Origin of the sequence: Streptomyces lavendulae subsp. lavendulae, assembly GCF_002803845.1 — a bacterium.
Taxonomy (GTDB): domain Bacteria; phylum Actinomycetota; class Actinomycetes; order Streptomycetales; family Streptomycetaceae; genus Streptomyces; species Streptomyces lavendulae.
In genome coordinates, this window is sequence record NZ_CP024985.1 from 308791 (window position 1) to 320933 (window position 12143).

General features: G+C 71.1%; 13 protein-coding genes. 6 read left to right on the forward strand and 7 right to left on the reverse strand.

The genetic code is table 11. The annotated features are described in order from the left end of the window. Positions 1 to 192: 192 nt before the first annotated feature. Positions 193 to 558 (reverse strand): hypothetical protein, encoded by a 366-nt coding sequence (locus tag SLAV_RS01465; RefSeq protein ID WP_030226805.1) that lies wholly within the window; start codon positions 556 to 558, stop codon positions 193 to 195. Positions 559 to 755: 197 nt separating this feature from the next. Next, positions 756 to 1463: a restriction endonuclease gene (locus SLAV_RS01470; RefSeq protein ID WP_078950164.1), complete on the reverse strand. Its 708-nt coding sequence runs from the start codon at positions 1461 to 1463 to the stop codon at positions 756 to 758. Positions 1464 to 1931: 468 nt separating this feature from the next. On the opposite strand from SLAV_RS01470, the gene SLAV_RS01480 reads away from it, so the two are divergent. The 6 genes from SLAV_RS01480 to SLAV_RS01510 all read left to right on the forward strand — a co-directional run bounded on the left by SLAV_RS01480 (position 1932) and on the right by SLAV_RS01510 (position 8289). Next, positions 1932 to 3584 carry an FMN-binding glutamate synthase family protein gene (locus SLAV_RS01480; RefSeq protein WP_051840461.1) on the forward strand — a complete coding sequence of 551 codons (1653 nt, stop codon included), beginning with the start codon at positions 1932 to 1934 and terminating at the stop codon, positions 3582 to 3584. A 34-nt stretch (positions 3585 to 3618) separates the two neighbouring features. Next, the gene (locus tag SLAV_RS01485) at positions 3619 to 5346 is read left to right on the forward strand and encodes a thiamine pyrophosphate-dependent enzyme (protein ID WP_030226797.1); all 1728 of its coding nucleotides are present in this window, start codon (positions 3619 to 3621) and stop codon (positions 5344 to 5346) included. A gap of 168 nt (positions 5347 to 5514) precedes the next feature. Then, a complete protein-coding gene (locus SLAV_RS01490) occupies positions 5515 to 5883 on the forward strand; it encodes a PRC-barrel domain-containing protein (RefSeq protein ID WP_030226795.1) in 369 nt (122 codons plus the stop codon). Positions 5884 to 6290: 407 nt separating this feature from the next. Beyond that, positions 6291 to 7337: a YihY/virulence factor BrkB family protein gene (locus tag SLAV_RS01500; protein ID WP_030226792.1), complete on the forward strand. Its 1047-nt coding sequence runs from the start codon at positions 6291 to 6293 to the stop codon at positions 7335 to 7337. A 314-nt stretch (positions 7338 to 7651) separates the two neighbouring features. After that, positions 7652 to 8026 (forward strand): DUF3618 domain-containing protein, encoded by a 375-nt coding sequence (locus SLAV_RS01505; protein ID WP_030226789.1) that lies wholly within the window; start codon positions 7652 to 7654, stop codon positions 8024 to 8026. Continuing rightward, positions 8023 to 8289: a DUF4235 domain-containing protein gene (locus SLAV_RS01510; RefSeq protein ID WP_030226787.1), complete on the forward strand. Its 267-nt coding sequence runs from the start codon at positions 8023 to 8025 to the stop codon at positions 8287 to 8289. The genes SLAV_RS01505 and SLAV_RS01510 overlap by 4 nt, the downstream gene beginning before the upstream one ends. A 266-nt stretch (positions 8290 to 8555) precedes the next feature. Here the strand turns inward: SLAV_RS01510 and SLAV_RS01515 are convergent, their stop codons facing one another. The 5 genes from SLAV_RS01515 to SLAV_RS01535 all read right to left on the reverse strand — a co-directional run bounded on the left by SLAV_RS01515 (position 8556) and on the right by SLAV_RS01535 (position 11984). After that, positions 8556 to 8723, reverse strand: coding sequence for a hypothetical protein (locus SLAV_RS01515; protein ID WP_234333456.1), 168 nt, complete (start codon positions 8721 to 8723; stop codon positions 8556 to 8558). A 234-nt stretch (positions 8724 to 8957) separates the two neighbouring features. Beyond that, the gene (locus SLAV_RS01520; RefSeq protein WP_030226785.1) at positions 8958 to 9350 is read right to left on the reverse strand and encodes a VOC family protein; all 393 of its coding nucleotides are present in this window, start codon (positions 9348 to 9350) and stop codon (positions 8958 to 8960) included. Between the two features lie 62 nt (positions 9351 to 9412). Further along, positions 9413 to 9784: a hypothetical protein gene (locus SLAV_RS01525; protein WP_030226783.1), complete on the reverse strand. Its 372-nt coding sequence runs from the start codon at positions 9782 to 9784 to the stop codon at positions 9413 to 9415. A 167-nt stretch (positions 9785 to 9951) separates the two neighbouring features. Then, the gene (locus tag SLAV_RS01530; protein ID WP_078950150.1) at positions 9952 to 11043 is read right to left on the reverse strand and encodes a mechanosensitive ion channel family protein; all 1092 of its coding nucleotides are present in this window, start codon (positions 11041 to 11043) and stop codon (positions 9952 to 9954) included. Positions 11044 to 11717: 674 nt separating this feature from the next. Continuing rightward, positions 11718 to 11984, reverse strand: coding sequence for a protealysin inhibitor emfourin (locus SLAV_RS01535; RefSeq protein WP_030226776.1), 267 nt, complete (start codon positions 11982 to 11984; stop codon positions 11718 to 11720). Between the last annotated feature and the right edge of the window lie 159 nt (positions 11985 to 12143).

A 12143-nucleotide genomic window follows, 5' to 3' on the forward strand; every position in this document is an offset into this window, starting at 1 on the left:
GTCAGAGCGGTCCGGTCGCCCCTGGGGTTGGTGTGCATCACGGGACGGGGCAGGGGCGCCGAATGGGTAGTGCCCGGACTGTGGGCGGTGCGGGCGAGCGTGTCCACGACCGTTATCACCGGCGGGTGCTCTCGCGTCTGACCCCGATCGCGCCCCGCAAACGTGAGCCGCGCAGGCAGGTCGGGAATCCGGTCAGGCGGGCGGGACACCGAACGGCATACCAGAGAGGTAGTGCGTGCCCAAGGCCTCGCGACGGTCCGCCTTCCCGAGGTGCTCGTCCCGACGGAACTCCGGAGCGGCCTTGATCTGATCCTTCGTACGGTCCACGTAGACCTTCTCCGCAGCGTGGTCGATGCGGGTCACCAGACCCGCCGGCAGCAGGACCTCCCTGCCGAGGATCCATACGCCGGTGTCGACGACCAGGTAGGCGTCGGTGACCTCGTCGGAGTGCGTGTCGATCTTGCCGATGCTTCCGTCGAGCGCCTCGACCCCGTAGCCGGTGAGGTCGGCCGCGAGGTAGTCAACGCCGATGCGGTAGGCCCAGACGTTCTCCGTCATGCGAAACAACTCCTTCGATCGGAACTGTGGCCCCTCCATCCCGGTGTCCCCGGGTATGGAGGGATCTCCGTCGACGGCGCGCCTGCCCAAAGGCCCGCGCTTCCACTCCCCTCCCCTGTGTGCGGGACCACCCGCTCACTCCGAGAAAAAACTGTGCTCCGACGGTTTGGGCCGACGGAGACCGGTCATAAGCCTGGTCACGGGAGTCCGCGACGGTGAGCGGCGCGGGTTTCCCCAGCGGACCCGGGCCGCGTGGTGGCATCCCCCCGCCACCACGCGGCCCGGGCTCCTGCGTACCCCGGGCTCCTTACCAGGACGATCCCCACGTCGGCGTCGTGGATCGCGAAACACATCCCGCCGAAACGCTGCAGCTCCTGGGAGCCGACCCGGTTGTCCTCGGCGTAGTGCTTGCACTGCACTATGACGCGCAGCCCTTCCGGGGTCGTGGCGATCACGTCGGCGCCCAGGTCGCCCGCGCCGCCCACCACTTCCACCGGGGTGCAGCGGTCCCGTACGCAAAGCGCGGCGATGGAGTGCTCGAAGCCGTCGGCATCGACCGTGGCATGGTCCAGCGCGTCGGCTCCCATATCCGGTGGATCCGTCGAGGGGCGCACACCTGCTGACGGCCGCACGCCCTTCGCGGTGCGCACGCCCGGGCCGGGCTGTGCCGTGGGGCGACGCCTGACGGGGGAAATGCTCCATCCGGCGAACGCCACGCCGATCAGCAGTACCACCGCCGCGGCCACGGGCAGGACCGGCATCCGCGTCCCGGCCGCCGCGGTGACCTTGGCGAAGACGGCCAGCCCGCCCACTGCGCTCCCGGCGAGCCCCACGGCGAGCAGCAGATCGCGCCGGAGCGGTGCGCCGCGTTGCCGGACCCCGCTCCTGCCCTTCCGCGATGCCACGGGTCAGCGCCTACGGCCCCGGCCGCGTCCGCGGGCCGCCCACCCGTGGCCGATGCCGGTACACGGTCGTCGTCGCGGGTGAGTGGGGGGTGGTCGAGGACATCACCCTCACCTTCCTGCGCGACAAGGCCGAGGAGATCCTGCACAACAGCAAGGAGTGGGACGGCCGCGGCTGGGACCTCGCCGTCACCGAGACGACGCCGTCCACCATCGTGGTGCGGGTCATCGTCACGGCCAAGGGCCCCGACGACCTGTGGACGGTGTGCTGCGCCGTACGGGAGCAACTGGGCGCCTGGCTCGCGGAGAAGCACCCCGGATGCCCTGCCCCGCATCCTGCTGGATCCGGCAGCGGGAGCGGCACCCGCTCCGGACGCCCCTGGAGCCTCCGCAGCCGCCCGCGGCCGGCAGGAGGCGCCGGCGGCGCGGGCCACAGCAGCTGTGCGCGGGCTCGACGCCGGCGCTCCAGGAATGCTTGGCGGGCGGCCTTCGGGACACAAGCGGGGCGTGCTGAAGACACTCACCCTGATCCTGCCCGGCGCCGCGGCGGCGCTCGCCGCGGTCGCCGCCGTCCTCGTCTCGCCCTGGTGGTGGGCCCTCGCCGGCCCGTTGCTGCTGCTCGTCCTGGTGGCCTCGTACGACGTCCTGCAACGCCGGCATTCCGTCCTGCGCAACTACCCCCTGCTCGGGCACCTCCGGTTCGCCCTGGAGGCGCTGCGGCCGGAGATCCAGCAGTACTTCATCGAGCGGAACGTCGACGGCCGCCCCTTCGACCGCGACACCCGCAGTATCGTCTACGAGCGGGCCAAGGGCACCGACGCCGAGGAGCCGTTCGGCACCGAGCTCGACCTCCACCGGCCCGGCAGCGAATATCTCATCCCCTCCATGGCCCCACATCCGGTACGGGCCGACCCGCCCCGGATACGGGTCGGCGGGCCCGACTGCACAGAGCCGTACGACATGGCCCTGCTCAACGTCTCGGCGATGAGCTTCGGCTCCCTCTCCGCCAACGCCGTCCTCGCCCTCAACACCGGGGCACGGCTGGGCGGTTTCGCCCACGACACCGGCGAGGGCGGCCTGTCCGACTACCACCTGCGCCCGGGCGGGGACCTCGTGTGGGAGATCGGCACCGGATACTTCGGGTGCCGCACCGACAACGGGGACTTCGACGAGCGGCAGTTCGCCGAGAAGGCCGCACACCCGCAGGTCAAGTGCGTATCGCTGAAGATCAGTCAGGGTGCCAAACCGGGCATCGGCGGCGTCCTGCCCGGCGCCAAGGTGAACGCGGAGATCGCGCAGGTACGCGGTGTGCCGCAGGGGGAGACCGTCGTCTCGCCCCCGTTCCACCGCGTGTACTCCACCCCGCGCGAGCTGGTTCGCTTCCTGGCCCGCATGCGCGACCTCGCCGGCGGCAAGCCCGTCGGGTTCAAGCTGTGCGTCGGCTCGCGCCGCGAGTTCCTCGCCGTGTGCAAAGCCATGCGCGAGGAGGACGCCACACCCGACTTCATCCTCGTCGACGGGGCGGAGGGCGGCACGGGGGCGGCGCCCCTGGAGTTCGCAGACAACGTCGGCCTGCCACTCGGCGACGGCCTGATGACCGTCCACAACGCCCTCGTCGGCTCCGGGCTGCGCGATCGCATCCGGATCGGAGCCTCCGGCAAGGTCGCCACCGGCAGCGACCTCGTCAAACGCCTCATCCAGGGCGCCGACTACACCAACTCGGCCCGCGCCATGATGTTCGCGATCGGCTGCATCCAGGCCCAGCGCTGCCACACCAACACCTGCCCCGTCGGGGTCGCCACCCAGGACGAGCGGCGCGCCCGCGCCCTGGACGTCGAGGAAAAGGCGCAGCGCGTACGGCGCTACCAGGAGGCGACGGTCAAGAGTGCGCTGCAGATCATGGCGGCCATGGGCGTCGACGACCCGAGCGGACTGCACCCCCACATGCTGCTCCAGCGAGTGGACCCGCACACCGTCCGCTCGTACGCCGAACTCCACGCCTGGCTCGCCCCCGGACAACTGCTCGCATCCCCGCCCGAAAGCTGGGCAGCTGACTGGAACGCGGCCGACCCCGACCGCTTCACCCATTTCGCCCAGTGGACCAGCCGCCGAACCGACCACTGAGCGACCGCTGAACCGGCAATCGAAGGGCACTCCCATGGCACGCACCGTCGCCCACGTCATCGTCGACGCACTTGAGGAACTCGGCGTCCAGCACGTCTTCGGCGTCGTCGGAGACGCATTGAACCCGCTGACCGACGCCATCCGCACATCCGCCGGCCTGAACTGGGTCGGCTGCCGGCACGAGGAGGCCGCGGCCTTCGCCGCCTCGGCGCAGTCCCAGCTCTCCGGGACCCTCGGCGTGTGCATGGGCACGGTGGGGCCCGGCTCCGTGCACCTGCTCAACGGCCTCTACGACGCCGCCAAGAGCCGCACCCCCATCCTGGCCATCTGCGGCCAGGTCCCCCTCGCGGAGATCGGCAGCGACTACTTCCAGGAGGTCGACAACGACCTGCTCTTCCGCGACGTCGCCGTCCACCGGGCCACCGTCACCTCCCCGGACCAGATGCCGCGACTGCTCGAATCGGCCGTACGCGCCGCCGTGACCCGGGGCGGAGTGGCCGTCCTGACCGTCCCCGGCGACCTGGGCGACCAGGAACTGAGTGGCGACAGGCCCACGCGGTTCGCCCTGGACCGAGCCGTCACCCGGCCCGACGACCCGGCCCTCGCCCGGGCCGCCGAGCTGCTGAACGCCGCGTCCCGGGTGACCCTCCTCGTCGGCCAGGGCGCTCGGGGGGCTCGTACCGAGGTTTTGCGGACCGCCGAGCAGCTGGCGGCGCCCATGGTGCTCACGCTGAAGGCCAAGGAGGGGTTCGAGGACGACAACGCCTTCCAGGTGGGCCAGACCGGCCTCATCGGCAACCCCGCCGCCGCCCACGCGCTCGACAGCGGGGACGTGCTCCTCATGCTGGGGACCGACTTCCCGTACCGGGAGTGGTACCCGAAGGACGCCAAGGTGGTCCAGGTAGACGTCCGCGAGGACCACCTTGGACGCCGTACCCCCGTGGACGTGGGCCTGGCCGGCGACGTCGGCGCCACGCTGCGGGCCCTGCTGCCGCTGTTGAAGGCGGCCCCGGACCGTGCGCACCTCGACGATGCCCGGGAGCGTTTTGCCCGCTGGCAGGAGGGACAGCAGCGGCTGGCCGACCCCGCCCACGAGCACCGCTGGACCGGGAAGCTGCGGGCCGCCGTGGACAACCGCGAGCACGCCATCCGCCCCGAGGCGCTGGCCGCGGCGGTCGACGCGTACGCCGCCGCCGACGCCGTCTTCACCTCGGACACCGGCATGGCCACCGTCTGGCTCTCCCGGTTCGTCACCATGCGCGGCGACCGTCGCCTGATCGGCTCGTACAACCTCGGCTCGATGGCCAACGCCATGCCCCAGGCTCTCGGTGCCCAGCTGTGGGCGCCCGACCGGCAGGTCGTCGCGCTGTGCGGGGACGGCGGGCTGAGCATGCTGCTTGGCGACCTCATGACCATCAGGACGTACCGGCTGCCGGTGAAGCTCGTCGTCTTCGACAACCGCCGCCTGGGCATGGTCAAGCTGGAACAGGAGCAGGCGGGGCTGCCCGAGTTCGGCACGGAACTCGACAACCCCGACTTTGCCGCGGTCGCCACGGCCCTCGGCCTGACGGGGATCCGGGTTACCGAGCCGGCCGATCTCCACGAAGCCGTACGCCGCGCCTTCGAGACGCCGGGGCCGGTCCTGCTGGACGTGCTCACCAACCCGGAGGAAGTGGCCGTGCCCGGCAAACCGACCGTGGCCCAGGCCTGGGGCTTCGCCGTGGCCAAGGCCAAGGAGCTCCTGCCGGGAGGTGAGGGCTGACGGTCACCGCACGACGCCGGCCGACCACGAAACGCCCGCGAACAACCTGTCCGCCCCCTCCCGTAGCGCAGTTGAAGGGAAATTCGTACGTGCACAACGGGAAAGCCGGGGCAGACGCCGTTCAAGAGGTTGGTTGATCTTCATTCACACCGGAGGAGTTGTTTTCACATGACCGAGCACGTGTGGAGTTACAAGTCGACGGCGGGCCACCTGGCCGGTACCGATCTCACCGGCTACAAGGTCGAGGCGGTCGACGGCAGCATCGGCAAGGTCGACAAGCACTCCGACGAGGTCGGTGACTCCTACCTGGTTGTCGACACAGGGGTGTGGATCTTCGGCAAGGAAGTGCTCCTCCCGGCCGGCACCGTGATCTCGATCGACCCGGAGCAGCGGACGATCCACGTGGAGCGCACCAAGGAGCAGATCAAGGACTCCCCGGAGTTCCACCGGGACAAGCACCTCGGCGACGCGGTCTACCGCGAGCAGCTGGGTCTCTACTACGGCCCCGCGGGCCCCTTCGGCGGCCCGTTCGCCTGAGCGGTAGGGGGGAGGGGCCCGGACTGTAACCGCGTCCGGGCCCCTCCCCGTGCGTGGCAACCGGCAACAGCAAGGCGGCGTGATGTGCGGGACACTGCCGTGGGGCCTCGGCCCAGGCCGCGGGATGCGCTCCGACGGCCTGCCGGTAGGCCACGTGCCCGCCCGGCGCGCCGGTGACGGCTACGGCAGCCAGCCCGCCCAGCGACCACAGCCCGCCCTTCGCGGAACGGCCGCGGAGCCGCGCGGTCAGGGACGCGGCGAAACAGGTCACCGCGGCCACGTTGGAGACCGCGTGGGCCGGCCCGACAGCTCTGGAAGACCGGATCCGGGAGCTACGACCGGCGCGAGGAACCCGCTCCGGATCGCTGTACGGGCATGACTGGCGCCGCTGTGGAAAGCCGCTGGGTATGACACCCCTACCGGACCGAGGCCAGGGCAGCAGCCGTGAGCGTGCCGAAACCGAGCGGAACGCCGTTGCGGGTCCGAGCGAGCTGGTCGAGGAGCGGGCCCCGGATCAGCCCTCAGAGCTGCCCGCGCGCTCCTGGAAAGCAGTCCTGCGCGGCACGGTCGAGGAGTTCCGAAACGACGAGCTGGCTGATCGCGCCGCGGCCTTGACCTACTACGGGGTGCTGGCGCTGTTCCCTGCCCTCCTGGTCCTCGTGTCCCTGCTGGGTCTGGCCGGGGAGTCGACGGCTGCGCGGCTGTTGGACAACCTGCAGCAGCTGACGCCCGGCTCCGCGCGGGACGTGATCACAGACGCGGTTGAGCAGCTGCAGGGCCGTAGCGGCGTCGGGTCGCTGATGGCGGTCGTCGGCGTCGTCGTGGCGCTGTGGTCCGCCTCCGGTTACGTGGCCGCGTTCATCCGCTCCGCGAACGCCGTCTACGACGTACCAGAAGGCCGCCCGGTGTGGAAGGTGCTTCCGCTGCGCCTGGCGCTCACCGTCACATTGATGGTCCTCGCCTGCGCCAGCGCCCTCATCGTCGTCTTCACCGACGGCTTGGCGCGGCGCGTGGGCACGGACCTGGGGATCGGCGACAGCGCCCTGACGGTGTGGTCGATCGCGAAATGGCCGGCCCTGGTGCTGCTCGTCACCATCATGACCGCGCTCCTGTACTGGGCTGCGCCGAACGTCACGGGCCTCGGATTCCGGTGGGTGACACCGGGCAGCTTCCTGGCCCTGGTGATTTGGATGATCGCCTCGGCCGGCTTTGCGTTCTACGCCGCGAACTTCGCCTCCTACAACAAGACCTACGGCACGGTCGCTGGTGTGATCGTCTTCCTGGTCTGGCTGTGGATCACCAACCTCGCGATCCTCCTCGGGCTCGAGTTCGACGCGGTACTGGCGCGCCAGCGGGCGATAGCCGGCGGACTGCCTGAAGACGAGGAACCGTATGTCCGGCCCCGCGAAACCCGCGCCTGGAGCGACGAGGACCGCCGCCGTATGGAGAAGTGATCGCGTGTGGACGCTCCGTCGGCAGGAGCGAATGGCTGGAGCATCCCGCCCGTTCTGCTCTTGCGCCGGTGCAGGCGCAGAAACATCTCCGCGTGGCGTGGTGCTCGTTCGTTTACCGGGTAGGCGCCACGACAACGGCCTGAGCATCGTAAGAGGGGAGACTCCGCATGAACACGATGGAGCGGCGGACCCACAGCACCGACGAATCCGTGAGTGTGCTGGTCTCACGCGCTTCTCGGCCGGCGCCCCTGCCCGGAACAGACCATCGACAGCATCCAGGCCGACCTGGCCCAGATCAAGGAGAAGGCGCAGCGATGACCAACGGACCCCGAACCAATATCGGCACGCCCGCCCCCGACGAGCTGCACGAACAGGTCGAGCGCACCCGCGACGAACTCGGGCAGACCATCGAGGCGCTGGCGGGCAAGGCCGACGTCAAGGCACAGGCGAAAGAGAAGACGGTCGCCGTAAAGGAACAGGCCGCCGAGAAGACCGCCGTGGTCGCCGACCAGATCCGTGCGAAGGCCCGGCATGTGGCGCAGCTGGTGAAGGACACGACGCCAGAGCCGGTTCTGGACAACGCGGGCCAGGTCGCGACCGTGGCACGCGCCAACCGGAAGCCGCTTCTCGTAGCCGGCATCGCTCTGCTCGTCCTCCTGATGGTGCGGCGCAGCCGCCGAAGCCGATGAAAGCGTCCAAGCTTGCCTACAAACCGGTCGGGCTGGCCCTCGGTGCCGTCAGCGGCATGATCGCGGGAGCAGCGTTCAAGCAGGTCTGGAAGATCGTCGAAGGCGAAAACGATGCTCCCAGCGCCACGGACGAAAACCGTTCCTGGAAACAGGTCCTGGTCGCCGCCGCCATCCAGGGCGCGATCTTCGCTGTGGTCAAGGCCGCTGTCGACCGGTCGGGGGCGGTGGTCACCCGTCGCGTGACCGGGACCTGGCCCGGCTGACCCGCCGCGATCGCCTCGAAGTTGACGGAGTAGCTGTTCCAGCGGGTGCGGAGCTCCGGGGGCGGGGGCCGCCCGTCAGCGCGGTGTATCTGCGGCCGGGAGCGCCTGGGTGACGTGATGAGCGGTCAGGTCCGAGCCACAGCCGCCGACGGGCTCGGCTCGCACGGTCCGGACAGAAGCGGATCACGGAGCGCCCGGGGGGGGCAGCCGGGTCTGCATGGGGTCCAAAAACGGTCCGCGAGCGTCCGACTGCCAGGTCCAACGCGTCACCACCGATGCGGGCCGGTAGTCGGCGGACCGTGGTCTCCGCGGGCAGGACCCTGGGGCAGCAGCGGATCGGGGCGTACGCCGCCCTGCTCCAGCACGTGCGCCGGGGCCTCGGTGATCCACTCGCCGATGGCCAGCGGCGAGTGGATCGCGCCAGCACGGCACATGCGGTGATCGCGAGCACGACCGGCAACGGCAACGCCCGCGATCCCATTTGCCGCCCGCTGAGGAAGCCGCAGGACCCTTCCGGGGCCAGCCCCTCTCCGGGAGGTGCACGAGACCCGCCAATCGCGTAGCCGACCGAGCACCACCGGGTCGTGGCGTGTCGGGGTCTTCCCGGCCCTCATCGTGCCCGTGTCCCCGCTCTGCGCCGCCGACGGGTCACGGTGGAAGGGACGGGATCAGCCGGCGCAGACCACGAACGCGTGGCCCGCCGGATCCGCGTAGCGGCGCAGCGTGGTGCGGTTGTCGGGCCGGGTCCCGTCGTCCTCGGCGGCCACGGGCCTGGCGCCGAGCGACACGGCCTCGCGTTCCGTCGCGTCGAGGTGCTCGGGCCGTACCAGGATCCGCAGGTGGGCCTGTTGGGAGCCTTCGGGCAGCGGCCAGCTCGGCGGGACGTGGCCGGGGTCGCGCCGAACACCGAGTACGGTGCCGGTGTCCCCCGTCACGAGGAGGAGGTCCACGTCGTTCGGGGCCGGTCGTGTGGTCGCGCCGAGCAGGTCGGCGTAGAACCGTGCCAGGCGTTCGGGCTCGGCGGTGTCGAGAACGACGACGGGTGTCTTGGGTATGGTCATGCGGCGCGCCTGCCCGGCGTCGCCGCCCCTACACGGGTCGGGTTTCGGCCATGCCCGGCGGCTCAGGCGGAGCTCAGGCGGAGTCCGATCTCCTGCTCCTGATCGCCCGATACGCTCCCCGCGTCCTCGACGGCGAAGTGCCCGGCGAGGGCGACCCGTACGCGTTCCACGGCCCGCGGGCCGCCCTGGAGGGTGAGGCCGACGGTGTTGGCCAGGGTGACAGCGGCCGGCTGGTCCCGCGCCGGCTCGGCCGCGTCGAGAGTCGTGACCCAGACGGTCGCGCCGTGGCCCTCCGCGGTGGCGCGGTCCGTGCCGGGGTTCTGGGGGAAGAGGCGTTCGAGCAGGGCGAGCACGGCCCGTGCGTCCGCCTCCGAGCAGCCCGCCACCGTCACCCCCACCTCGGCGACGGGGGTGTCACTGTCCCGGCTCTCCATGGTCGTCCTCTTCCTCTCGTACCGGGTCGTGCGGGTCGGACCGCCGTTCGACTGCGCCGTCCGGTCCGCCGGGGGCGGGGAACGGTCCGCAGGGAAGCGTGCGTCCCGACCGCGCGACGAGTGTCTCCACACTCACACGGGTGCCCGTCGCGCGCATCACGGGCCGCTCAGCCGCCGTACGGGGGGCGTGCTCCGGGAGAGGTCCCTCCACCGGCGCGGTCCCGGTCGCCGGCGCCTTCGAGGACCAGGCGCGGGAGGGCGTGCGGGTGCTTCTCCGAGAGCCAGCCGATCAGCTGCTCCCGTACCGCGCAGCGCACGGTCCACAGGCAGTCGGGGTCCTTGGCCGTGACGACGGCGCGCACGACCATGGTGGAGGGCGTCGTCTCGGTGACGGCGACGTCCCAGCCCCGGCCGTCCCACTGCGGGCAGTGGTCCAGGATCTCGCGCACCTTGTCGCGTATGAGGTCCACGGGGGCGCTGTGGTCGCAATGGAGGAACACGGTGCCGGTCATCTGCGCGCCGCCGCGCGACCAGTTCTCGAAGGGGCGGGTGGTGAAGTAGGAGACGGGCATCGTGATGCGGCGCTCGTCCCAGGTCCGCACCGCGAGGAAGGTCAGGGTGATCTCCTCGACCACTCCCCATTCATTGGCGACCACGACGGTGTCCCCGATGCGCACCATGTCGCCGAAGGCGATCTGGAACCCGGCGAAGAGGTTGCCCAGCGTCGACTGGGCGGCGACGCCGGCGACGATCCCGATGATCCCGGCGGAGGCCAGCACGGAGGTACCGAGCGCACGGAAGCTGGGGAAGGTCAGGAGCATCGCCGCGACCGCGACGACGCCGACGACGGCGGTCACGACCCGCATGATCAGGGTCACCTGGGTGCGGACCCTGCGGACCCGGGCCGGGTCCCGGGTGCCGGTCGCGTAGCGGGCGTAGCCGGATTCGACGGTGGCGGAGGTCATGCCCACGATGAGCCAGGCTCCCGCGCCGATCAGGGCCAGGGACAGGGCTCGGCCCACGGCCTCCTCGTGGTCCTGGAGGGGCCTCCACACCGTCTGCCGGTACGCCGCCCTGAGCAGCGCTGCGAGCAGCACGATCTGCAGGGCGGTCCGGCAGCGGCGCAGGGAGTTCCACAGGGGTGTTTCGGGGTGCCGCGCGTCGGCGCGGCGCAGCAGCACGTCGATGACCCATCCGACGACGGCGGTGAGCAGGATGGAGCCCCCGAGTACGGTCAGCAGGCGAAGGGCGCTGTTCATATCTCCTCGGTGGATGCAGACGGCACGGACCTCACCCGCCTGCCCCGATGGGCTGTTCCGACACGGGGTGGTGGTGTGCGTTCGCGGCGACGCGCGGTGCGATGGCCGAAGCGGTCGGGGCCGGCGGCCGCAGGTCGCGGGCGCGGCTTGCGGGAGGGGGCGAAAGGAGTCGGCCGCACGTCACCCGTGTGTCCCCGCAGCGGGGTGGGCCGTCCGCGTGCGGCGCCGCTGCGAGAAGTCGGCGGGACCCGTGGCGCCGGTGGCCGTCCGTACTCACCGCCGCGGGAGCGGGGGTTCGCCCTCAGGGCCGACGGCCCATCGGCGATCGCGCAGGGCGCGGAGAACTGCCCCTGCGCGGATGTGTCTAGTGGTGTCGCCTGAGGCTCGTGAGGAGGATGCCGACCGCGAACGCGATCAGGAGCAGGTGCAGCCAGACCGGGCCGGGCGGGGCGCCGGTGGGGGATGCGAGGGGTAAGGACGTTTCGATGTGCCGAATCGGTTCCATGACGGGCGTATGCCCGCGAACCGCTTCTCGATGCGGGCCGGTTCCGGTTCCCTGTCCCCCGCGGTCTCACCGGGCTTGCGGGTGGGCGGACACGGCGGTGCGGGGCCGCTTCGGGAAACGGCCCCGCACCGGGCGTCGTCGGAGGGTGCGCGCAGGGGGCGCGCAGGGGTCAGGCCCCTTCGCCGAGCACCGCCTCGATCAACCGGCGCTGTTCATCGGTCAGGTCGGGATCGCGTAACTCGATCACCTTGCCGTCGATGTGGACGGAGTAGAAAAAGCCATCGGCCACAGGGCGCCCCGCCGACGGCGCTTCGGCGCTCAGCGCCCGTTCGGCCAGGCGCTCCAACTCGGCTCCGTCGGGTCGGCAGTGCGTGTCGGCGGACCCTGTGCGCTCCCTGCCGGCGAACCCGCCGGTCCGGGTGATGACGATCAGCATGGTGGGACCTCCTGGAGGAGTGCGCCCCCTCCCGTACGGGTGGGGAAGGCTGCGCATCGAGTAGATCGACACCTCTCGCCTTCCCCCGAAACGCGCGGGCTTGCCTCCTGTACGCGGCGCCGGCTCAAGACGGCCGAAAACGGCCGTCGCCCCGGCACG

Coding starts and splice junctions, on each gene's coding strand:
- SLAV_RS01465 (WP_030226805.1), bottom strand. CDS start 558: ATGACGGAGAACGTCTGGGCCTACCGCATCGGCGTTGACTACCTCGCG.
- SLAV_RS01480 (WP_051840461.1), top strand. CDS start 1,932: ATGCTTGGCGGGCGGCCTTCGGGACACAAGCGGGGCGTGCTGAAGACA.
- SLAV_RS01485 (WP_030226797.1), top strand. CDS start 3,619: ATGGCACGCACCGTCGCCCACGTCATCGTCGACGCACTTGAGGAACTC.
- SLAV_RS01490 (WP_030226795.1), top strand. CDS start 5,515: ATGACCGAGCACGTGTGGAGTTACAAGTCGACGGCGGGCCACCTGGCC.
- SLAV_RS01500 (WP_030226792.1), top strand. CDS start 6,291: ATGACACCCCTACCGGACCGAGGCCAGGGCAGCAGCCGTGAGCGTGCC.
- SLAV_RS01505 (WP_030226789.1), top strand. CDS start 7,652: ATGACCAACGGACCCCGAACCAATATCGGCACGCCCGCCCCCGACGAG.
- SLAV_RS01510 (WP_030226787.1), top strand. CDS start 8,023: ATGAAAGCGTCCAAGCTTGCCTACAAACCGGTCGGGCTGGCCCTCGGT.
- SLAV_RS01515 (WP_234333456.1), bottom strand. CDS start 8,723: ATGTGCCGTGCTGGCGCGATCCACTCGCCGCTGGCCATCGGCGAGTGG.
- SLAV_RS01520 (WP_030226785.1), bottom strand. CDS start 9,350: ATGACCATACCCAAGACACCCGTCGTCGTTCTCGACACCGCCGAGCCC.
- SLAV_RS01525 (WP_030226783.1), bottom strand. CDS start 9,784: ATGGAGAGCCGGGACAGTGACACCCCCGTCGCCGAGGTGGGGGTGACG.
- SLAV_RS01530 (WP_078950150.1), bottom strand. CDS start 11,043: ATGAACAGCGCCCTTCGCCTGCTGACCGTACTCGGGGGCTCCATCCTG.
- SLAV_RS01535 (WP_030226776.1), bottom strand. CDS start 11,984: ATGCTGATCGTCATCACCCGGACCGGCGGGTTCGCCGGCAGGGAGCGC.